Genomic DNA, 19,990 nt, shown 5'->3' on the forward strand with positions numbered 1-19,990 from the left:
TCAACGAAAGGAAACGCCATGGCCGCCACAAAACTCCTCAGCGATGCCGAGGTCGAAAAAATCCCGGTTGCGAAGGCTGTGTTCGACGACATCCGCGCGACGCGCAAGTCGGACTTCGTCAACAATTTCTGGCGCGGGCTGGCCAACGATCCGGCCTTGCTGAAACGGACATGGGACCAGGTGAAAGTGGTGATGGCTACGGAAAGCGCCATCGATCCGCTGACCAAGGAGATGATCTACATCGCTGTGTCGACCGCCAATGGCTGTTCCTATTGCGTCCATTCGCATACGGCAGCTGCCCGCGCCAAAGGCTTGACCGATGCGCAGCATGGCGAGCTGGCGTCGATCATCGGGCTGGCCGGGCAGACCAACCATCTGGTGACTGCGATGCAGATTCCGGTCGATCCTGAGTTTGAAGTGAAGTGAGGGGCGGCTTTCGCTTCTCCCCTGTGGGAGAAGGGAAAGCGTGCGCTATGCCGGTCTGTAAACCTTCTCTGCTGTATTCCAAAAGATATCCGCTTCCGCCACCGGACCGTGCTTCGCCACGGCTGCACGATGCGCCTTGATCAGTTCGGCGTGGCTGGTCCAGAGCTTCTCTATCGGGAAGTTGGAGCCGAACATCAGGTGGTCAGCGCCCAGAATGTCGATCGCATTGTCGACGATGTAGGCAATCAACGCCGGATCGTTGCGGTGGGCGAAGGTGCCGAGGCCCGACAGCTTGGCGTAGAAGTTCGGCGCTGTTGATAGAGTACTCAGGCCGGCTTTCCAGGCCTCGGTGGTTTCCGGCTCCATGCCGGTCAGCATGCCGGCATGGGTGAGGATGAAGTTGATCTGCGGGTTCTCGCCGACCAGCGTCAGCCCGTCCTTCATCTGGGCAGGGAAAAGCTGCAGGTCGAAGGACAGGCCATAGTCTTTAAGCCGCGCGACATTGGCCCGCACCTTGGGGTCGATGACCTGATCGGCCGAGGCAGCGAAGCGGAAGGCCGGCGTCTCGTGCCAATGCAGCTGCATGCGCACGCCGCGCAGCAGCGGGTACTTTTTCAATCGATCGATCTGGGGCCGGACATCGTCGACAGTCATATCGGTATAGCCGACGATAGCGTGCGGCCAGCCGGTCTCGTCGGCAGTCTTCTGCAGGAAGGCGACTTCTTTTTCGAAATCCTCCTTGGCCCAGTTGGTCTGGACATAGACGGCCTTCTCGACACCTGCGCCTTGCTGATCGGCGAGAAATTCCTCGATCGGATAGTCGCGGCGAATCGGCTCGTAGGGGCCAAAAATGCGCGGCACCATCGGGCCGACCAGCCAGGGCTGATCCTGCTGGCGCCAGATGTGGAAATGCGCGTCGATGGCTTTCTGCATCACGATACCCTTTTCCAGATTGCCGACGCCGCCGGGGCAGGGCGGGCGAGCGACAGGATGAAATCGGTGAGGCTCCCGGGCGACGAGCCGTCGATGAGATCGTCGAGATCAGGCAGGATGGCGCGGAGTGCTGCCGTGGCGGGAAGGAAACGCGGGTCACCGGCCAGCGGTGTGGCCAGCGACAGGCGAAAGGCGCGGGCGCTCAGGCGGCGTATCGCGGTCTCGAGATCGGCATGGTCGCCGCGCTCCAGCGCGTCCGACAGGATGATCACAGCAGCGCCGCGGGCGAAGGCTGAGAAACGGGGCACCGAGAGGAAGGCGAGCAGGGTCGGTCCCATGCGCGTGCCGCCGTCCCAGTCGTCGACGAGTGCCGCCGCGCGGGCGAGAGCCTGGTCGCGATCGCGGATACGCAGTGCGGACGTGATGCGGGTGAGCCGCGTGCCGAAGGTGAAGATTTCGGCACGGTCAGCACCTTGTACGGCGGCGTGCGCCAATTTGAGATAATCCGATGTGTGCAGCTTCATCGAGCCGGAGACGTCGATGAGGATCAGCAGTTTGCGCGGCACCGTCTGGCGGCGGCGGAGCTGCGGCGAGGGGATATCGCCATCGGCGCTGACGATTTCCCTGAGCGAGCGGCGCAGGTCGAGCTTGCCGCGCGAATGGGTGCGCACGGTGCGGAAGGAGCGGCGGGCGGGCAGGGCAGCCGACAGCTTGCGGCGAAAGGCGGTCAGCCTGTCATCGTCGCGCTGAAAATCGCGCGTGCTCAGTTGCTCCAGGCCCGACGACAGCTCGCCGCCTTTCTCCTGGCGCGTCGTCTGTTTCTCCTCCTGGCGCGTGCCGTGATCGTCTTTGATGCGGGTTTCCTCGTCTTCCTCGCCTTCGATCGAGGGTTGGCCATCGCCATGGAAGTGATTGCGAAAATGCGCCTCGAATTCGCCGCGGCGATCGGGCGGGGGGGCAAGCGTTGCGAGCGCCGCCTCGCGGATGTCGGCCATGGAGCGCGGGCCGAGCAGGGTTATGGCCTGCATGAAGCTGCAGACCTGCTCGGGGGCGACGGCAAAGGCGTGGCGGCGCAGCAGCCGGGCGAAGTCGAGGAAGGGCGCGGAGGCGAGAGGAAGGGTTCCCTGACGCATCATTCCTTCGCGCCCCCCTCTGTCCTGCCGGATATCTCCCCCACAAGGGGGGAGATCAGCAGCTTTGGCGCTTCGGTTCTTTCTGCGCCGCTGGAGATTGGCGAAAACCAGGATGACGGCTGATCTCCCCCCTTGTGGGGGAGATATCCGGCAGGACAGAGGGGGGCGCTGTCCCGCCAGCGTTGCAGAGTGCCCAGGTGAGGCCACCTCGCTATGAACGAGCTGTTGACCTCACACGTCACCCCAGCGCCTCCTCGACAATCTGGCCAAGCTCCGGCGCGATCGCGGACAAATCCTCCTCGTCCTTGATAAGCACACCGATGGCTCGGCGGAAGGCTTGCGGCCATGGGCTGCCGCCTTTCTCCAGTATGGTGGCGGCGTTGGCCCATTCGACGGCCTCGGAGATGCCGGGCGGCTTGGCCAGTGGCCGCGCGCGGATCGACTGCACGGCATTCGCCACGGCGCGCGCGGTGGTCTCGGCGACATTGCCGGCGCGCAGCATGATGATGGCGGCTTCGCGCTCGGCGTCGGGATAGCCGATCCAGTGATAGACGCAACGCCGACGCAGCGCCTCCGCCAGTTCGCGGGTTCGGTTCGAGGTCAGGATGACGATCGGCTGCGCCTCGGCGCGGATCGTGCCGCGCTCAGGGATGCTGATTTGGAAATCGGAAAGGAATTCGAGAAGCAGCGCTTCGAATTCGTGGTCGGAGCGGTCGATCTCGTCGACCAGCAGCACGCGCTGCTCCGGCGCCCGCAGCACCTGCAGCAATGGCCGCGCGATCAGAAAGCGGTCGTCATAGATGTCGATCTCATGCTCGCCGGCATGGCGGATGGCGAGCAGCTGGCGCTGGTAGTTCCATTCGTAGAGCGCGTGTGCTGCGTCGATGCCTTCATAGCATTGCAGCCGCACCAGATCGCGGCCAAGCAGTTGCGCGATCGCCTTCGCAGCTTCGGTCTTGCCAACGCCGGGCGCGCCTTCCAGCAGCAGCGGCTTGCCGAGCCGTATGGCCAGGAAGATGGCGGTGGCCAGGCTGTCGTCGGCGAGGTAGCGCGATCCAGCGAGGTGGCGTGCCACCGCCTCCGGCGAGGTCGCGACAGTCTCGGCATTCGGCTCCTGCATGTCGTCCTCAGTTCGCCGCTTGCGCCTTCAGCGCGCGCAATATGCGCTCCGGTGTGATCGGCAGCGTGTCGATGCGCACGCCGACGGCGTCGAAGACGGCATTGGCAACCGCGGGGATCTGCGGGTTCGCGCACATTTCGCCTGGTCCTTTGGCACCGCAAGGACCATCCGCCGACGGCCGCTCCAGCACGATGATCTCGGTTTGGGCGAGATCGCCCGGTCCCGGCATCAGATACTGGTTGAAGTCGGTGCCGCCATGGTCGCGGTTGGGATAATAGGGCTCGGTCGTTTCGTAGAGCGCGTGGCTGATGCCCATCCAGGAACCGCCGACCAGTTGCTGCTCGACCATTTTCGGGTTCAGCGCGCGGCCGATCTCAAAGACGTTCTTCACGGTCAGCACCGTAACCTCGCCCGTCTCGTCATCGACCTCGACTTCGGCCACCGTGCAGGCATGGGCGTAGCAGGTCGACGGCTTCATCGCGCCGGTCTCTTTCTCCGGATAGGAGCGCGGGATCAGGAACATGCCGCGCCCGGATATCGAGCGCCCGCGCTTGAAATGCGCCGACAAGGCGACATCGAAGATCGAGATCGACTTTTGCGGCGCGCCCTTGACCAGAATATTGCCCTGGCCGTCAGTCTCAAGGTCGGAAGCGTTGACCTCCAGCTCTTCCGCCGCCACTTCCAACATCACCTGGCGCGCTTCCTTGGCCGCCTGGATGACGGCATTGCCGGCGCGGTGGGTGCCGCGCGAGGCGAAGGTACCCATGCAGTGCGGGCCGGTGTCGGTGTCGGCGGTGTCGATGGTGACCCGGTCGGTCGGCACGCCGATGGTCTCGGCGCAGATCTGCGCCATGATCTGCTTCAGGCCCTGGCCGAGATCGACCGACGAAAGTGTGACCATAAAATTGCCGGTCGGCGTCGAATGCACCAGCGCCTGCGTCGGGTCGCCGCCAAGATTCATGCCCGTCGGGTAGTTGATCGCGGCGACGCCGCGTCCGCGCCTTATCGCCATCTCAAGCTCCCTTCTTGTAGGAGGACATCGCCATATACTTCTCCGCCACCGGCCAGTTGGCGGCGCGCGACGCCTCCTGCATGCACTCGATCAGCGCCGCTCCTTCGGTCGGCTGGCGATGCGCCTTCATGTCGCCATCGCGATAGGCGTTGATGAAGCGGAATTCGAGCGGGTCCATGCCGATCAGCCGCGCCAGCTTGTCCATCTGCACCTCAAGCGCGAAGTCGCCGATGGTGACGCCGAAGCCGCGCATGGCGGAGGAGGGGGTGCGGTTGGTGTAGACGCAATAAGTGTCGATCCAGACATTGGGAATGGTGTAGGGCCCGGGATAGTGCGCCGCTCCCTTCTGCGCGCCATAAGGCGAATGGCGCGAATAGGCGCCGGCATCGGTATAGCCGGTCACCTTGCGAGCCACGATGCGGCCATCGTTCATCACGCCATCCTTGATGATTATCTTTTCGGCGGCGCGCGGTGAGGAGATCTGCATCTCCTCTTCGCGGCTGTAGATGAAGGAGACGGGACGTCCTGTGAGCTTGGCGCCAAGAATGGCGATCGGCTCGACGATGACGTCGACCTTGCCGCCAAAGCCGCCGCCGACGGTGCCGCCGACGAAATGCAGTTTTGAGCCGGGCATCTGCAGGATGATCGAGGCGTTGTCGAGGGTGAAGAACATCGCCTGGGTGTTGGTGTAGCAGGTGAAGCGGTCATTGCCTTCGGGCACCACGACGCAGCCCGTGGTCTCGGTCGGCGCATGCTCGATCGGCGAGGACTGGTAGCTCTGTTCCAGGATGTGGTCGGCGCCGGCAAAGCCCGCCTCGACATCGCCGAAGCGCACCTTGCGGCATTCGCCGCTGTCATAGAGGTAATAATTCTGGCCGTGATATTCGTTGACCAAAGGCGCGCCGGGCTTCAGCGCTTCTTCCATGTCGAAGACGGCCGGCAGCACCTCATAATCGACCTTGACCTTGGCTGCCGCTTCCTGAGCCGCGCGCTCGGTCTCGGCCAGCACCGCCACCACGGCCTCGCCCTTCCAGCGTGCCTTGCCGTCGGCCAGCACCGTCTCGTCCTCCGGCCCGACCTGGATCAGGATCAGGATGGTGTAGACATTGTGCGGAACGTCCCTGGCAGTGAGGATTTTCACCACGCCGGGATGCTTCTCCGCTTCGGAAGTGTCGATCGAACGGATGCGGGCATGGTGGTGCGGACTGCGCACCATTTTCAGGTGAAGCATATTCGGGACGTTGCGGTCGGCGAAATAGGCGGTCTTGCCCGTCACATGACCCGGCGAATCCAGCCGCGGCCGCCCATGGCCGATCTCGTGCAGGCCGTCCTTGCGCTGATCGGCGAAATAGTTTTTGCGCAGTTCCATTCTTTTGGTCCTTAGGCCGCGTTCTGCGAATTGGCTCGGGCCGTCGTCAGCACCGCCTCGATGATCGGCTCGTAGCCGGTGCAGCGGCAGATGTTGCCGGACAGCGCCTCGATCACGTCCTCGCGGCTCGGATTGGGCGTGTGGTCGAGCAGCACCTTGGCGGCCATGATCATGCCCGGCGTGCAGAAGCCGCATTGCGTGGCGAAGGCGTCGAGGAAGGCACGCTGCAGCGGATGCAGGACGCCGGCCTCAGCGAGGCCCGATGTGGTGCGGATGTCGGCGCCGCTGCAGGTCTCGGCCACGGTCAGGCAAGAGAGCCGGAGTTCGCCGTCGATGATCACCGAGCAGGCGCCGCAGGTGCCCTGGTGGCAGCCGCCCTTGGGCGAGGTGTCGCCGATCTTGTCGCGCAGCGCGTGCAGCAGCGTCGTGCCGCTGTCGACAAATTCGGCCTTCTCCGAGCCGTTGAGCGTGAACTGAACCGGAACCTTTGCCATGTTTTCCTCCCAGCGCGCCTGCCCGATTGATCGGACAGACGCGCGCCCCCCAAGCGGTGGTTAAGTAAGCAGCAGCCGGCCGAGATGGACCGGGAGAACCTCGGCGCGATACCAGGCGCTGGCGATCGGATCGGTGATTGGCGAAGTGCCTTCACCGGCTGCAGCCAGCGCCGCTGCGACGCCGTCCTGGTCAAGCCTGCTGCCGATCAGTGCCTTTTCCGCAGCGCGGGCGCGCATCGGCCGGTCTGCCATGCAGCCGAGCGCGATCCGCGCCGAGGAGACAGTGCCGTCGCCGGCCTGTTCGAGAACGGCGGCGATGCTGAGCACCGAGACGCCCTTCGGCTTGACCCGCGACACTTTCAGGAAGCGGAAATTCTCGGCCCTTGGCAGTGCGAAGGCGACTGACGTGACGATGGCGCGGCTGCCGTCCCGCCTGGCCAGAAAATCCTCGATAGGCAATTCCCCATCATCGGTGCCAACCGTCGCATCCAGCGCCAGCAACACCACGGCGAAATCGCCATAGGGCGCCGGCGCAAACAAATTGCCGCCGACAGTCGCCATATTGCGGATCGCCGGGCCGCCGACGGCGCGCGCAGCCTTGGACAGCGCCGCAAGCTCGGGATGGCGGGCGATAGCCGCCATTGTCACCGAAGCGCCGATGCGGACCTTGCCGCCGGCAACGGTGATCCCGGAGAGGGTCGGATCGGTCGAGCGGACGAGGCCGGTGACGGAGACATCGCCTTCATTGGCGGCGCGCACGACCAGCGTGCCGCCGCCGAGATAGCGGGTGCCGGGCGCCTTCAGCGCCGCGTTGGCATCCCTGACGGCCGAAAAGGTCTGGAGGGCAAGCGCCATGGCAGTCTCCCCTGACTCAGCTCTGGCCAGAAAAATGGCTCTTCAACGCATTGAAGCCACCCTGGAAGACATTGGCGGCCATGCCGGCGGCGATCTTGTCGGCCTCTTCGGGCGCCGCGTCGAAAGTTGCGGTCCATTCGGCATAGGTGCGGTCGCCGTCGGTCACGCGGCGCAATTGCAGCGTTGCCTTGTGATTGGTCAGCGGCTGCGGCGTCTCCAGGATGGAGTAGCTGACGCGGAAATTCGAATCGGAGAAGTCGAGCAGTTTCTCGCGGATACGCGCGCCGCTGGCGAGCTCGAAATTACGCACGCAGCCGATGGTTTCGGCGCTCTTGCCGTCTTCGATATGGCTCTTGACCATGCGCGGATGCCAGCCCGGCAGGCCGTTGAAGTCGCGTATGCGCGCCCAGACCTTTTCGACCGGCGCGTCGATGACGCTGGAGACGGTGACTTCAGCCATATGATCATTCCCCTACGAATTCGATACGCTGCAGGGTAGGGCGGCGGCCGGCGCTGCGCTTATCAATGGGTCTTGCGGCCCTATCAAGGAGTCTGAAAAAGAACAGCCCGTTCAGGCCATGGCACGCGCCGCTTCGCGGTAAAGCGTCGGCGGCACGCCGACATGGTCGCGGAAGAAGCGCGAGAAATTGCCCTGGGTGGTGAAGCCGAGATTGCAGGCGACCGAGATCAGCGGCTCCTGCGACCACTGCAGCTGCCGCACGGCTTCCTCCATGCGCAGCGTGTTCCAGTAGACGTTGGGCGTCAGATTGGTCTGTTCCTTGAATAAAGCAAAGAAGTGCGGCCGCGACAGGCCGACGCTGCGGGCGACGTCGTCGAACGAGATGCGTTCGCAGACATTGGCCTTCATCAGCTGGATTGCCTTGCGGACGCGGAAATCCTGCATTGTGTTGACCCGGATGCGCGCCTCCTGCGGCGCCGAGGCGTCGGCGGCGTCGAGCAGGCTATCGATGAAGCGCTCGATCTCGTAATTGGCGACGTCGTCGATGCTTTCATTATCGCTCAAATGGTCGAGCAGGTTGGCGGCGGCCTGGTGCAGCCAGGGTTCGAGCGTGATCGCAGCCTGTGCAAACAACGGCGCCGACGAAGGCAGGTCGCGGCGCCGGCGCGCCCAATCCGGATCGATGTAGAAAGCGAGGAACAGGCCGGGCCTGCCGTTCTGCGACAGAATGTGGCTGTGCGGCTGGTAGGAATTGATGCCGGCGGCGGTGCCGGGACCCAGCGGCACCGTCTCGCGGCCGACGGTCATCTCGCCGGCCGTGCCCTCCAGCCAGATGATGATGTGGGCCTCGACATGCGCATGGGTGACGAAGTCGCTGGCGACATTCAGGACAGAAACATGTCCGAACCGGCCCCAATAGAGCCTGATCGCGTCCGTCATGGGTTATACCTCCCGCAGACGACTGGCCTCCCTTCGCCTGCGACGGGATTGTGCGGCTGAGTTCGGGCTCGCGTCAAGGCGCGGGGCGAAAGCCGCTGTGTGCTGCCGGCCGTAGTGGTGGATTTTCAGACTGAGCGATAGGGTTTCCCGTCAAACCGAAGCCGTCATGCCGCCGTCGACATAAAGCGTATGGCCGTTGACGAAGGATGAGGCGTCGGAGGCGAGGAACACGGCGGCGCCGATCAGTTCGTCGACATACCCCCAGCGGCCAGCCGGCGTGCGCTTTTCCAGCCAGGCGGAGAATTCCTGGTTGTCGACCAGCGCCTGGTTCATCTCGGTGCGGAAATAGCCGGGGGCGATGGCATTGATCTGCAAGCCGTATTTCGCCCAGTCGGTGCACATGCCACGTGTCAAATTGCGGATTGCGCCCTTGGTGGCCGTATAGGGCGCGATGTTGGGCCGGGCGAGTTCGCTCTGCACCGAGCCGATGTTGATGATCTTGCCCTTGCCGCGCGCGATCATATTGCGGGCGACCGCCTTGCCGGCATGGAAGGCGCCGGAGACATTGGTCTTGAACAGCCGCTCCCACTGCTCCTCGGGAAAGTCCTCGAGCGGAGCGCGGAACTGCACGCCGGCATTGTTGATCAGGATGTCGATGGCGCCGATCTCGGCCTCGATGCGGGCGACATCGGCATCGACCGCGCGAAAATCCGTCACGTCGAAGGTCGAGGGGTGCGCTTTGAAGCCGGCGTCGCGCAAGCCGGCGACAGCACCGGCAACCTTGCCGGCATCGCGGCCGTTGAGCACGACACTTGCGCCATGCTCGGCAAGGCCGCGCGCCAGCGCCAGGCCGATGCCCTGGCCGGAGCCGGTGATCAGCGCCAGCCGGCCGTTGAGCTCGAACAGGGATTTCGATGTCAAGGCAACGGTTTCCAGCCGAAAGGTTCAGTCCAAAAACATTCAGTCATTGCGCCTGAAGTTGCGGATCCGGTCGAACAGCACCGCGAGCAGGATGGCGCCGCCGATGAACACGCCTTGCCAGAAAGCATTGATGCCGAGCAGACCAAGGCTGTTGCGGATCACTTCGATGAGCGCGGCACCGACAATGGCGCCGAAGGCGGTGCCGACGCCGCCGGCGAGATTGGCGCCGCCAATGACCGTGGCGGCGATGACCTGCAGTTCCATGCCGGTTCCGAGATTGGTAGTGACGGCGCCCAGCCATCCGGTCTGGATGATGCCGGCAATGCCCGCCGCCAGCGCCGAGATCATATAGACGGCGACCTTGATCTGCTTGACGGGAACGCCGGTCAGCGTCGCCGCGTGCTCATTGCCGCCAATGGCGAAGATGTGGCGGCCAAACTTGGTCCAGCGCAGCGTGAAGCCGGTGATCAGCGCCAGAAGGATCATGTAGAGGACCGGATTGGCGATGCCGAACACCCACGCGCCGCCGCCCAGCGCCAGAAGCTTGTCGTGATCCGGGCCGAACTGGAAGACGACGGTGTTGTTGGAGGCGACCATGGCGAGGCTGCGGGCAATCGACAGCATGCCGAGCGTCACCACGAAGGGTGGAAAGCCGAGATAGGCGATCATGATGCCGTTGAAGGCGCCTATGGCGAGCGCAGTGGCGATCGAGGCGAGGATGCCGACTTCTATGGAGTAGCCGGCATGCATGGTGACGGCCAGCACCATCGACGACAGGCAGAGCACCGAACCGACCGACAGGTCGATGCCACCTGTGATGATGACGAAGGTCATGCCGAGCGCGATGATGGCGACGAAGGTGATGTTGCGGGTGATGTTGTAAAGGTTCTTCGACGTGGCGAAGGCGTCGGTGGCAAAAGACAGGAACAGGCAGGCCAGGATGACCGCGATCACCACCCAGAAGGTCTGGCTGGCAAACAGTCTTGCCGGCAAGGATTGCTGCTTTTGTTCGATCGGCTGGTCAATTGTCAGTGCCATCGTCGACCTTCATGTGCTGTGCGTGGTGAAATTCGCTGAGATCAAACCTGTTCGATGGCGCCGGTGATCAGCCCGGTGACTTCCTCGGGCGAACTTGACGCAATCGTCTTGTCGGCGACCTTGCGGCCGCGCCGCATGACGATGACGCGGTCGGCGACGGTGAACACGTCAGGCATGCGGTGGCTGATCAGCACCACTGCGATGCCCTGGTCGCGCAAATGGCGGATCAGGTTCAGCACTTCGGCGACCTGGCGCACCGAGATCGCGGCCGTCGGTTCGTCCATCAACACGATCTTGGCCTGCGACAGCATGGTGCGGGCAATCGCTACTGCCTGGCGCTGGCCGCCCGACATCTGCTTGACGAGGTCGCGCGGACGGGTCTCGGACTTCAACTCGGCGAAGAGCTGGCCGGCGCGCTTGTACATGGCGGCATAGTCGAGGATGCGTAAAGGGCCGAAGCCGCGGCGCAATTCACGGCCGAGATAGACATTGGCGGCAGCGGTCAGATTGTTGCACAGCGCCAGGTCCTGGTGGACGATCTCGATGCCGTGCTGGCGAGCTTCCGCCGGCTTGTGCAGGATCAACTCCTTGCCGTCCATGCGCATGACGCCATGGCTGGGGCGGAAATTGCCGGCGATCATCTTGACCAGCGTCGACTTGCCGGCGCCGTTGTCGCCCATCAGGCCGACCACCTGTCCGGGCTCGATCGACAGCGATACGTCGTTGACCGCCTGGATGGCGCCGAAATGCCTCGAGATATTGGTGAGTTCGAGAACCGCCACCAGTCTTTGCCTCCCCGTGTTTTGCGACCCGCTGCTGTTCCCGGCGTGAATGCCGGCGCTGCTTTGGCCCCGCTCTCCCCATCTCCTCCCGGAAACAGCGTCAGCGTTCTTTTACGCAAAAGCCGGCGCTCGTCAATCAATTGTCGGACGAATTCAAGCCTTGGTTATCCAAAAATCCGTTTTGTAGGACAAATAGCATTGACGTTGGCCGCAAGCCGATATTAGCTAAGCGTCGGAGGAGATTATGCCGATGCCGCTGGCGGTTAGCCGGGCGGAATCGGCGGAGGTTTATCGGTCGAGGTTGCGGCGCCACCCATGTGTTGAGCCGGGCCAATGCCGCATCTGGAAATGCTTATCGATCTGTCTTGGCGACACGAGTGCTCGTGAAACGAACCTCGGTCATTAAGCATCCGGTCGATCTGTGTGGCGGGCACGCCGTGTCCGTCTGTTTCAAGGGAGGACTGACATGAGGAAAACACTTTTGCTCGCCGCCGTCGCCGCCATGGCGCTGGGCGCCGGGCCGGCTTTGGCCAAGAAACAGCTCGTCATCGTGGTGAAGGGTCTCGACAATCCATTCTTCGAAGCCATCCACCAGGGTTGCGAGAAATGGAACAAGGAAAATGCCAGCTCGGAATATGAATGCTTCTACACCGGCCCGGCGTCGACCTCGGACGAGGCCGGCGAGGCGCAGATCGTTCAGGACATGCTGAGCAAGGCCGACACGGTGGCAATGGCGATTTCGCCATCCAACGCGCCGCTGATCGCGCAGACGATCAAGACCGCCAATCCGACGATCCCGATCATGACGCTCGACGCCGATCTCAGCAAGGAAGATGCCGCGCTGCGCAAGACCTATCTCGGCACCGACAACTATCTGATGGGTCACAAGATCGGCGAGTACATCAAGAAGGGCAAGCCGAATGGCGGCACGATCTGTACCATCGAAGGCAATCCCGCGGCCGACAACATCCTGCGCCGGGCGCAGGGCATGCGTGACGCGCTGTCGGGCAAGGAAGGCCTGGCGGCACTTGCCGGCGAAGGCGGCTGGACCGAAGTCGCCGGTTGCCCGGTGTTCACCAATGACGACGGCGCCAAGGGCGTGCAGGCGATGACCGACATCCTCGCCGCCAATCCCAAGCTCGACGCCTTCGGCATCATGGGCGGCTGGCCGCTGTTTGGCGCACCGCAGCCCTATCGCGACCTGTTCGGGCCGCTCAAGGACCGCATCGCCAGCAACGACTTCGTCATTGGCGCCGCCGATACGATCGGCGATGAAGTGGCGATCGCCCGTGACGGCCTTGTGACCGCTCTGGTCGGTCAGCGGCCGTTCGAAATGGGCTACAAGGCACCATCGGTGATGATCGATCTGGTCGAAGGCAAGGCCGTCGCCGATCCGGTGTTCACCGGCCTCGACGAATGCACCAAGGACACGGTCGACACCTGCATCCAGAAGTAGGTTCTCGATTTCGGGGCGCCCTTTGACGGGCGCCCCGTCTCTTCCCGGACGGACGCAACGGTTGGGGCAGCAGGCTCCGGCTTTGACGCGTCTGTAGTTTGGATTTTCGGCAACGAGATCGGCGCGCCGTGCAGGTTCGGACCAGTCCGGACGCAGACGGCCGACGCATTGGAACGTGAATGCCGGACGAGAAATCAAAGAAGCGAACCGAGCGGGCCAAGGCACAAGCCAGCCGCGGTCCGGCTGTCATGCGCAGAGCCGGTGCCGCGCATTTTCCGGGAGCGAGCGTCCATGTCTCGCTGGCCGGCGAGATCGGCCTCAGAATCGTGCGCGGCGATTATCCGCCCGGCACCATTCTGCCCAACGAGGCCAAATGGGCCGAGATCTTCGATGTCAGTCGTTCGGCGGTGCGCGAAGCCATCAAGATGCTGATGGCCAAAAGCCTGCTGGCTTCACGGCCCAAGATCGGCAGCTGGGTCGAGCCCAGGGAACGCTGGAACCTGCTCGACCGCGATGTGCTGGCCTGGTACGCGACCGGGCCGGACCGGGAAGCCTTCCTGCGCACGGTGCAGGAGTTCCGTCACATCATCGAGCCGGAAGCGTCGGCCTTTGCCGCTACGCGGCGCAACGACGAGCAGATGGACGAGATCAGCCAGGCCTGTCGTGAGATGGGCGAGGCTTTGAACCTGCAGGAGCGTATCCGCGCCGATACGCGTTTTCACCTCGCCATACTGCGCGCCTCGGGCAACGATCTGCTGGTGCCGCTTGGCGTTCTGATCGAGTCGGCGCTCGATCATCTCTTTGTCTTCGTCACACGCGAGACCAGCGATCAGCGGCGGGCGCAGGCGCTGCATGAGGCGATCGAGAAGAACATCCGCCTGCAGCGTCCTGCGGCCGCCCGCAATGCGGTGCACAGACTGCTCGCCAACACCGACGATGTTATCGGCCGGTCGAGGCGCTGACACAGGCTTTTCGCCGCCTTCAAATCGTCTGCTTCTTGCCGTCCTTGCTGGGCATCAGGTCGACGCCGTTGACCTTGCCGACATATGTCGCCAGCATCGGCACGAATTGCTCGGCCGGGCCAGTGGCATGGGCACCGGCGAAGGAGTTCTTGGTGGCGTTGCCGAGCGGGTTGGCGATGCCGGCCGCACCCGCCATCGATTCCAGATAGGTCAGGTCCTTGAAGGCGTTGGCGATGGTGAATTTATGCGCGTCGCGGTCGCCCTCCAGCGTCCAGCGCATGAAGGTCTGGTAGAAGCCGCAATCCATGCGGCCGTTGCGGATGACGCTGTCGAAACGCGGTGGCGAGATGCCGACCTTTTCGGCCAGCGCCAGCGCCTCGGAATAGATCGCGGCATAGCCCAGCGAGATGAAGTTGTTGAGCAGCTTCATGCGGTGGCCGTCACCTGTATCGCCAATATGGACGATGCGGCCGGCCCAGGTTTCGATGACAGGCTTCACACGGGCAAACAGCGCGTCGGGCGCGCCGACCATGGCGTCGAGCGTGCCTTCCCAGGCTTCCTTCGGCGTGCGGCTGAGCGGTGCATCGACGAAGTCGACGCCGATCTCCTTCAGTTCCGCCGCCAGCGCCACGGTCGAGACCGGATCGGCGGTCGAGCAATCGACGACAACCGAGCCTCTTTTCAGACCCTCCTTGAGGCCGCCGGGGCCACGGATGATGGCTTCGACCTCGCGCGAGCCGGTGACGCAGATGAAGACGATATCGGATGCCGCTGCCACCTCACGCGAGGTGGCCACTTCCTTCGCACCCCGGCCAGCCAAGTCTTCCGCCGGCTTGCGGTTCTTGCGGCCGAGGAAGGTCAGGCCATAGCCCTTGTCGACGATGTTCTTGGCAATGCCGTGCCCCATCAGGCCAAGGCCGATAAAGCCGATCTTTTCGCTCGCGGCGGTCGTGGTCATGTCTTGAAGTCCTGTTGCGATGATTGATATTGGGCGGCGCCGTCTTGCGGGCGAAGGGTGGTTGCAGAATGCCATATTGTCTGACAATACACAGAAATCCTAGGCATTGGAGACGAAAATGACGAAGCGGATCATGTTCACCGGCGGCAGCGGCAAGGCCGGTCGCCATGTCGTGCAATATCTGGTCGAACAGGGCTGCCAGGTGCTCAACATCGACACCAAGCCGCTCGACAATCCCAAGGTACGCACGCTGATCACCGACATCACCGACAGCGGCCAGGTGTTCAACGCGCTGTCGAGCTATATGGGCCTGCATGAATTCGATCCGTCGCTGCGCCCGCAGCCGGTCGATGCCGTGGTGCATTTCGCCGCCATACCGCGCATCATGATCACGACCGACAATGAGGTGTTCCGCACCAACGCGATGGGCACCTACAACGTCATCGAGGCGGCGGTGAAGCTTGGCATCCCCAAGGTGGTGATCGCGTCCAGCGAGACCACCTATGGCGTGGTGTTCGCCAATGAACCGCGCGACCCCAAATATTTTCCCCTCGATGAAGAATACGACGTCGATCCGATGGACAGCTATGCTCTGTCCAAGGTCGTCAACGAGCACACGGCGCGCGCCTTTGCGCAGCGCAACGGCACCGATATCTATGCCTTGCGCATCGGCAACGTCATCGAGCCGCACGAATATTCGCTGTTTCCGAAGTGGTTTGCCGATCCGGGCTTTCGCAAGCGCATCGCCTGGAGCTATGTCGACGCGCGCGATCTCGGCCAGATCGCGCTGCGCGCCGTTGAAACGGACGGGCTCGGCTTCCAGGTGTTCAACGCCGCCAATGACGATACCTCGTCCGACCTGCCGACAGCGGAACTGTTGAAGCGGTTTTATCCCGACGTGCCGGTCAAGACGAAGCTCGGCGAATATGAAACGCTGCTTTCCAACCGCAAGGCCAGGGACATGCTCGGCTTCCGTCCCGAGCACAGCTGGCGCAAATACGTCAAATAGGTCTGGCAAATTGGGCTTTGGGGCAAGGTTGTAACCTGATCTGTGCACAGCCACAGGCTTTGCCGCCTGCGCCCGGCCCTCTGCTTGACAGCTTTCGAAATCCGGACTTTGTGGATGCATGAGGGACGGAAAGCCGAATAAGGGAAAGAAGTCTGACAAGACTGAGACAGCCGAGCGCCCGGCTGCCGTTCGGCGGGCTGACGCCACCCGGATGCCCGGCACCAGCGTGCATGCCTCGCTGGCCAGCGAAATCGGGCTTCGGATCGTGCGCGGCGACTATCCGCCGGGCACCATCCTGCCCAATGAAGCCAAATGGTCCGAAACCTTCAACGTCAGCCGCTCGGCGGTGCGTGAGGCGATCAAGATGCTGATGGCCAAAAGCCTTCTGGCATCGCGCCCCAAGATCGGCAGCTGGGTGGAGCCCAGGGAGCGCTGGAACCTGCTCGATCGCGATGTGCTCGCCTGGTACGCGACCGCGCCCGACCGTGAGGTGTTCCTGAAGACGGTGCAGGAATTCCGCCATATCATCGAGCCGGAAGCGACTGCCTTCGCCGCCATGCGACGCACCGAAGAGCAGATGGCCGAGATCAGCCAGGCCTGCCGCGAGATGGGCGAGGCGCCGAGCCTGCAGGAGCGCACGCGCGCCGATACGCGTTTCCATCTGGCCATCCTGCGCGCCTCCGGCAACGATCTGCTGGTGCCGCTCGGCGTGCTGATCGAATCCGCCTTCGATCATCTGTTCACCTATACGACGCGCGAACTCGACGATCTGCAGCATGCACAGCAACTGCACGAGGCGATCGAGAAGGCCATCCGCCTGCAGCGGCCGGAGGCGGCCCGCAACGCGGTGCGCAAGCTGCTCGCCAATACCGACGGCGTCATCAACACCCGGTAGGATATGCTGATATTCAGGTGAGGCCGGCCTGCAAACGCCGGCTTTCGCGCTTCACGTACTTAAGTACGCTCCGCTCCGGTTCTCGAAATCCAACGTTTTCGGCGCGGCCTGACCTGAATCTCAACACATCCTGCGAGCGCTCAGCCGGCCTGCGAAGTGGCCAGGTGCTGCCTGGTCAGCGCGACCAGCAGCGCCTGGTCGCGGGCGGCGTGCTCGGGGCGGTTGACCACCTCGTCGCCATTGACGATCGCACCCCAGAAGCCGCGCAGTTCCTCGACGAAGGCTTCGCCGTAGCCGGCACGCAGATCCCTTGTCGACAGTGTGTGGCCGTCCGAGGTCTTCACAGTCAGCCGGGTCGGATGATGGTTGAGCCAGGGCGAGGGGAATTCGAGCTCAAGGCTGGCATCGTCGAAGAACAGCGTGATGCGTTCCTTGTAGTCGGCGAGCTTCGGCACGGTGAGATGCGTCATCGTCCACAGCGCCTGGCCGTCGAGCAGTTTTACTGCGCCCTGGCCGCCATCGCCATTGGCGAAGATCTGCGCGCCGACGACCTCGCCATCCGGCACGCTGAGCGCGTCGAGCAGGCCGTGTACGGCATTCACATCGTGAATCAAGGCGGAGCTGTAAGCGGCGGTAAATCCACGGAAAGCCAGATCGTTCAAAGGCTGGCCGATGGCGCGCTCGACCTGTTGTTTCTGCTTGCTTTGCGCGGCGGCAATCAGCTCCTCGGGAATGTCGTTGCCTCGCTTGTAGCGCTGGTGGGCGATGAACGGCCAGGCATCGGGATCGTTGACCTCGACCGAGACGGACCGCAACGTCTTTGCCGTGCCGGGCAGCGAGGCCAGCGCCAGCCGGTAGCTCGGATCGAAGCGCTTCATATAGCCGACCTGCATGACCTTGCCGGCCTTGTCGCGCGCGGCGATGATCTCGGCGATTTCCGCCGGGGAATAGCAGAGCGGCTTTTCGCAGAAGACATGCAGGCCGCGCCCGAGTGCGGCCAGTACCTGCTCGTGATGCAGCGGGTCGGGCGAGCCGATGACGACGGCGTCGAGCTTCTGGCCGAACAGTTGCTCCGGCGTTTCGAAATTGGCGATGCCGTGAATTTCGCTGACATATTCCCGCGAAATCCTTGACGGGTCGGCAACGCCGACCAGTTCGAACAGGTCGCCGAGCCGCAACAGATTCGGAATATGCTCGACCTGCGAGATCATGCCGGCGCCGATAACGCCAACCCGTATCCTGCTCATGCTGCTAAAACTCTCTGCAAAGTGTTCCAGGCTCAGGGTGCGGCGGCCGGCCGATTGCCGATCTGCGCCAACAGCCCGGCAATCTCAGCTTCCACCGCCTTCAAATCCTCGCCGCCCGACATGATCGAAATCACCTCGTCGCGCGAGATCTCGGACTTGGCGTATGTGCCGCGATTGCGGCCGCGGTTGAGCAGCGTGAAAGTGTCACCGACAGGGTAGGCGTGGTGGATGTTGTGGCTGATGAAGATCACGGCCAGGCCGCGCATGCGCGCCTCGATGATGAATTTCAGCACCATCGCCGCCTGATGCACGCCGAGCGCCGAGGTCGGTTCGTCCAAAATCAGCACCTTGGCGCCGAAATGCACGGCGCGTGCGATCGCCACCGACTGGCGCTCGCCGCCCGACAGCGTGCCGACGGCCTGCGTCGGGTCGCGCACGTCGATGCCGATATCGGCCATCGCCTGGCGGGCAATTGTGTTGGCGCGCTCCTTGTCGAAGCGCGAGAAGGGCAGGCGGCTTCTGGTCGGCTCGCGGCCGAGGAAGAAGTTGCGCGTGATCGACATCAGCGAGATCATGCCGAGGTCCTGGAAGACCGTCGCGACGCCGAGGTCCTGCGCGTCGCGCGGGCTGCGGAACGTGACGGGCTTGCCGTCGACGAAAATCTCGCCCTTGGTCGGCCGGTGCACGCCCGACAGAACCTTGATCAGCGTCGACTTGCCGGCGCCGTTGTCGCCCAGCAAGCAGTGCACCTCGCCGGGATAGACCTTGATGTCGATATCCTGGAGCGCGCGTACCGAGCCGAAATTGACCGACACACCACGCAATTCCATGGCTGGCTGGATGGCCGGGGACGGGTTTGGGTAGGTCATTTGCCGCCTCCGCGTCCGAGCGCCTTGAGGCGGATATAGTTGTTGACCAGCACGGCCATCAAAATGACGATGCCGAGGAAGACCTTGAACCAGTCGGTGTCGATGCCGGTGTAGAAGATGCCCATCTGCACCAGGCCGAAGATCAGCGCGCCGAACAGCACGCCATAGACGGTGCCATAGCCGCCGGTGAGCAGCACGCCGCCGATGACCGCGGCGATAATTGCCTCGAATTCCTTGAGCAGGCCGCGCGTGGTGTCGGCGGAGCCGGCCTCCATCACCTGGATGGTGGCAAGCAAGGTCGCGGCACAGGCGGTGTAGATGAACAGCGCGATCTTAACCCGGTCGACCGGAACGCCGACATTGCGGGCGGCATTGAGGTCGCCGCCGGTGGCAAAAATCCAGTTGCCGTATTTGGTCTGGGTAAGGACATAGCCGGCAAGCGCGGTAAGCCCCAGCCACCAGACGATCGACATCGGAATGCCGACGACGAAGGGAATGCCGTCGGTGCGGGTGGCGATCCAGCCTTGCGTGCCCATCCATTGGAAGAAGCCGGTCAGGAGATGGCCGTTGAACAGGCCCGCGGTTGCCGGGTCCGGCGCGCCGTCGAGGATGTAGGGGATCTGCGTGCGGCCGGTGACGGCGCGGGTGATGCCGATCGACAGGCCGCGCAGGATGTAGAGCGATGCCAGCGTGACGATGAAGGAAGGCAGGCGGGTCTTCACCACGATCAGCCCGTTGACGTAGCCGGTGAGGATGGCGACAGCGAAGGCGCAGGCGATGCCGCCCCACAGCGGCAAGCCCCAGTATTTGACGGTCAGGCCGATGACGACGCCGGCGAAGCCGACCATCGAGCCGACGGAGAGATCGAACTCGCCGGCGATGATGAGAAGGGCTGCGGCCGTGGCGATGATGCCGAGTTCGGCTGCCAGCGTCAGGAAGGTCATCGACCCCTGTAGCGAATAGAGGTTCGACGCACCCGGCAGCAGGGCGAAGATGATGACGGTGGCGATGAGGCCGCCGGCGGCACCGGCTTCGGGCCGGCGCAGCCATTGCGTCAGCCGGCCGGTGCTGGCCAGCCGCTCGTCAGTGCCGGCAGCCCGTTTCGACGTCAT

At 63.5% G+C, this 19,990-nt stretch carries 21 protein-coding genes and 1 pseudogene; 5 read left to right on the top strand and 17 right to left on the bottom strand.

The annotated features are described in order from the left end of the window. Positions 1-18: 18 nt before the first annotated feature. Positions 19-426: a carboxymuconolactone decarboxylase family protein gene (locus NKJ78_RS06695; RefSeq protein ID WP_023736013.1), complete on the top strand. Its 408-nt coding sequence runs from the start codon at positions 19-21 to the stop codon at positions 424-426. Positions 427-471: 45 nt separating this feature from the next. Here NKJ78_RS06695 and NKJ78_RS06700 read toward each other — a convergent pair whose 3' ends face one another. The 13 genes and pseudogenes from NKJ78_RS06700 to NKJ78_RS06755 form a co-directional block, all read right to left on the bottom strand. After that, on the bottom strand, positions 472-1,359 hold the full coding sequence (locus NKJ78_RS06700) for an amidohydrolase family protein (protein ID WP_023687944.1): 888 nt from the start codon (positions 1,357-1,359) through the stop codon (positions 472-474). Next, positions 1,359-2,495, bottom strand: coding sequence for a vWA domain-containing protein (locus NKJ78_RS06705; protein WP_023752948.1), 1,137 nt, complete (start codon positions 2,493-2,495; stop codon positions 1,359-1,361). The genes NKJ78_RS06700 and NKJ78_RS06705 overlap by 1 nt, the downstream gene beginning before the upstream one ends. A 2-nt stretch (positions 2,496-2,497) precedes the next feature. Then, a pseudogene (locus tag NKJ78_RS30790) lies at positions 2,498-2,667 on the bottom strand (ABC transporter ATP-binding protein); the annotation flags it as partial. Positions 2,668-2,730: 63 nt separating this feature from the next. After that, positions 2,731-3,612, bottom strand: coding sequence for an AAA family ATPase (locus tag NKJ78_RS06710; RefSeq protein ID WP_023741753.1), 882 nt, complete (start codon positions 3,610-3,612; stop codon positions 2,731-2,733). Positions 3,613-3,619: 7 nt separating this feature from the next. Further along, entirely contained in the window at positions 3,620-4,624 is a 1,005-nt protein-coding gene (locus tag NKJ78_RS06715; protein ID WP_352562399.1) for a xanthine dehydrogenase family protein molybdopterin-binding subunit, read from the bottom strand. Between the two features lies 1 nt (position 4,625). After that, complete coding sequence (locus tag NKJ78_RS06720; RefSeq protein ID WP_352459569.1) at positions 4,626-5,993, bottom strand: xanthine dehydrogenase family protein molybdopterin-binding subunit; 1,368 nt, start codon at positions 5,991-5,993, stop codon at positions 4,626-4,628. Between the two features lie 11 nt (positions 5,994-6,004). Further along, on the bottom strand, positions 6,005-6,487 hold the full coding sequence (locus tag NKJ78_RS06725) for a (2Fe-2S)-binding protein (protein ID WP_023707708.1): 483 nt from the start codon (positions 6,485-6,487) through the stop codon (positions 6,005-6,007). Positions 6,488-6,547: 60 nt separating this feature from the next. Beyond that, entirely contained in the window at positions 6,548-7,342 is a 795-nt protein-coding gene (locus NKJ78_RS06730; RefSeq protein ID WP_023705625.1) for an FAD binding domain-containing protein, read from the bottom strand. Positions 7,343-7,358: 16 nt separating this feature from the next. Further along, positions 7,359-7,802, bottom strand: a complete 444-nt coding sequence (locus tag NKJ78_RS06735) for an SRPBCC family protein (RefSeq protein ID WP_023687951.1) — start codon at positions 7,800-7,802, stop codon at positions 7,359-7,361. Between the two features lie 111 nt (positions 7,803-7,913). Further along, complete coding sequence (locus NKJ78_RS06740; RefSeq protein ID WP_023673046.1) at positions 7,914-8,741, bottom strand: AraC family transcriptional regulator; 828 nt, start codon at positions 8,739-8,741, stop codon at positions 7,914-7,916. A gap of 150 nt (positions 8,742-8,891) precedes the next feature. Beyond that, entirely contained in the window at positions 8,892-9,662 is a 771-nt protein-coding gene (locus tag NKJ78_RS06745; protein ID WP_031194897.1) for an SDR family oxidoreductase, read from the bottom strand. 39 nt (positions 9,663-9,701) lie between these two features. After that, the gene (locus NKJ78_RS06750) at positions 9,702-10,700 is read right to left on the bottom strand and encodes an ABC transporter permease (RefSeq protein ID WP_023673048.1); all 999 of its coding nucleotides are present in this window, start codon (positions 10,698-10,700) and stop codon (positions 9,702-9,704) included. 41 nt (positions 10,701-10,741) lie between these two features. Continuing rightward, the gene (locus NKJ78_RS06755) at positions 10,742-11,482 is read right to left on the bottom strand and encodes an ATP-binding cassette domain-containing protein (RefSeq protein ID WP_023673049.1); all 741 of its coding nucleotides are present in this window, start codon (positions 11,480-11,482) and stop codon (positions 10,742-10,744) included. Positions 11,483-11,948: 466 nt separating this feature from the next. Here NKJ78_RS06755 and NKJ78_RS06760 point away from each other — a divergent pair, with 466 nt between their 5' ends. After that, entirely contained in the window at positions 11,949-12,938 is a 990-nt protein-coding gene (locus tag NKJ78_RS06760) for a sugar-binding protein (protein WP_023673050.1), read from the top strand. 179 nt (positions 12,939-13,117) lie between these two features. Beyond that, on the top strand, positions 13,118-13,900 hold the full coding sequence (locus NKJ78_RS06765) for a FadR/GntR family transcriptional regulator (RefSeq protein ID WP_023729411.1): 783 nt from the start codon (positions 13,118-13,120) through the stop codon (positions 13,898-13,900). A 19-nt stretch (positions 13,901-13,919) separates the two neighbouring features. On the opposite strand, the gene NKJ78_RS06770 is transcribed toward NKJ78_RS06765, so the two are convergent. Then, positions 13,920-14,858: an NAD(P)-dependent oxidoreductase gene (locus NKJ78_RS06770; protein WP_023690788.1), complete on the bottom strand. Its 939-nt coding sequence runs from the start codon at positions 14,856-14,858 to the stop codon at positions 13,920-13,922. Between the two features lie 118 nt (positions 14,859-14,976). On the opposite strand from NKJ78_RS06770, the gene NKJ78_RS06775 reads away from it, so the two are divergent. Together NKJ78_RS06775 and NKJ78_RS06780 are read left to right on the top strand one after the other, a co-directional pair. Further along, entirely contained in the window at positions 14,977-15,867 is an 891-nt protein-coding gene (locus tag NKJ78_RS06775) for an NAD-dependent epimerase/dehydratase family protein (protein ID WP_023739923.1), read from the top strand. A gap of 118 nt (positions 15,868-15,985) precedes the next feature. Next, entirely contained in the window at positions 15,986-16,762 is a 777-nt protein-coding gene (locus tag NKJ78_RS06780; protein ID WP_023729409.1) for a FadR/GntR family transcriptional regulator, read from the top strand. A 140-nt stretch (positions 16,763-16,902) separates the two neighbouring features. Here NKJ78_RS06780 and NKJ78_RS06785 read toward each other — a convergent pair whose 3' ends face one another. The 3 genes from NKJ78_RS06785 to NKJ78_RS06795 are packed head-to-tail and all read right to left on the bottom strand — an operon-like array spanning position 16,903 to position 19,990. Beyond that, complete coding sequence (locus NKJ78_RS06785) at positions 16,903-18,009, bottom strand: Gfo/Idh/MocA family protein (protein WP_023714810.1); 1,107 nt, start codon at positions 18,007-18,009, stop codon at positions 16,903-16,905. A gap of 32 nt (positions 18,010-18,041) precedes the next feature. Next, positions 18,042-18,878, bottom strand: a complete 837-nt coding sequence (locus NKJ78_RS06790; protein WP_023712088.1) for an ATP-binding cassette domain-containing protein — start codon at positions 18,876-18,878, stop codon at positions 18,042-18,044. Continuing rightward, positions 18,875-19,990: an ABC transporter permease gene (locus tag NKJ78_RS06795; RefSeq protein WP_023687958.1), complete on the bottom strand. Its 1,116-nt coding sequence runs from the start codon at positions 19,988-19,990 to the stop codon at positions 18,875-18,877. The genes NKJ78_RS06790 and NKJ78_RS06795 overlap by 4 nt, the downstream gene beginning before the upstream one ends.

The sequence above is a fragment of the Mesorhizobium sp. M0037 genome, from assembly GCF_040323635.1.
Classification (GTDB): Bacteria; Pseudomonadota; Alphaproteobacteria; order Rhizobiales; family Rhizobiaceae; genus Mesorhizobium.